This is a genomic window from Saccharopolyspora sp. NPDC045941 (assembly GCF_056431445.1).
The window spans coordinates 1-1,431 of the sequence record NZ_JBWKKU010000164.1 but is presented as its reverse complement, the minus strand read 5'-3'; the positions used below and the strand labels follow the sequence as shown (position 1 = coordinate 1,431).

Sequence of the window (1,431 nt, the reverse complement as noted above, 5' to 3'; positions counted from 1 at the left end):
GAGCAATGCTGGAGACCTGTGGATCGGCTGGGAAGGGGCGTACCTTCCCAGTGATCGGATGCAAGGTTCCAAGCATGGCCAGCGCTGCAACGCTGGCTGGGAAGGTACGACCCGATGCTCAGCGTAGTCCCTGACTTTGATTCCCGTGACGATGGCCCTGTCACGGGTTCGGCGTCGTTGATCGATGAGATCGTCCGTGAGGGTGCCCGCCGGATGCTGGCGGAGGCGTTGCAGGCCGAGGTGGACGCCTACATCGCGCAGTTCGCCGACGCCCGCGACGAGCGCGGCCACCGCCTGGTCGTGCGTAACGGTTACCACCAGGCCCATGAGGTCCTGACGTCTGCCGGTGCGGTCGAGGTTCAGGCGCCGCGGGTCAACGACAAGCGCACCGACCCGGACACCGGTGCGCGCCGGCGGTTTTCCTCGGCGATCCTGCCGCCCTGGGCGCGCAAGACCCCGAAGATCACCGAGGTGTTGCCGCTGCTGTATCTGCACGGGCTGTCATCCGGTGATTTCGTGCCCGCACTGGGGCAGTTTCTGGGCAGTAGCAAGGGGTTATCCGCCCCTGTGATCACGAAACTGACCGAGCAGTGGAGGACCGAGCATCGTGCGTTCACCGAACGAGATCTGTCCGAAGTGGACTATGTGTATCTGTGGGCGGACGGTATCCATGTGAACATTCGCCTGGAAGAACACAAACTCTGCCTGCTGGTGATGATCGGTGTCCGAGCCGACGGCCGCAAGGAACTCGTCGCCCTGGCCGACGGCTACCGAGAGTCCACCGAATCGTGGGCCGATCTGCTCCGGGACTGCGCCCGTCGTGGGATGCGAGGGCCGGTGCTGGCCATCGGCGACGGGGCGCTGGGGTTTTGGGGCGCGCTACACGAGGTTTTCCCTGCTACCCGAGCGCAGCGATGCTGGTTCCACAAGATCGGCAACGTGCTTGCCTCGCTGCCGAAATCGGCTCATCCGGGTGCGAAGAAGGCACTGGCCGAAATCTGGAATGCCGAGGACCGCCGGCATGCCCTGGACGCGGTGAAAGCGTTCGAGGCCGCCTACGGGGCCAAGTTTCCCAAGGCCGTCGCCAAGATCACCGACGATGTCGACGAGCTGCTGGCCTTCTACAACTATCCGGCACAGCACTGGGTGCATCTGCGCACCACCAACCCCATCGAATCCACGTTCGCGACCGTGCGGCACCGCAGCAAAGTCACCAAGGGACCAGGCTCGCGGGCGGCCGGACTAGCGATGGCGTTCAAGCTCATCGAGTCCGCCCAGACCCGCTGGCGCGCGGTCAACGCACCCCAACTCGTCGCCTTGGTACGCGCGGGAGCACGCTTCGAGGGCGGCAAACTCGTCGAACGCCCCGACGACCACGCCCCACCCACCGCCGCCTAAACAATCTTGACCCACAGGTCTTGACTATTCCTC

The 1,431-nt window shown here is 64.7% G+C and carries 1 protein-coding gene; it reads left to right on the top strand.

The features are described from left to right. Positions 1 to 114 precede the first annotated feature (114 nt). Positions 115 to 1,398, top strand: coding sequence for an IS256 family transposase (locus AC07FN_RS45885; RefSeq protein ID WP_478401382.1), 1,284 nt, complete (start codon positions 115 to 117; stop codon positions 1,396 to 1,398). Positions 1,399 to 1,431 lie beyond the last annotated feature (33 nt).

What these genes read in the sequence shown, in the direction of transcription:
- AC07FN_RS45885 (WP_478401382.1), top strand. Translation starts at nt 115, where the DNA reads ATGCTCAGCGTAGTCCCTGACTTTGATTCCCGTGACGATGGCCCTGTC.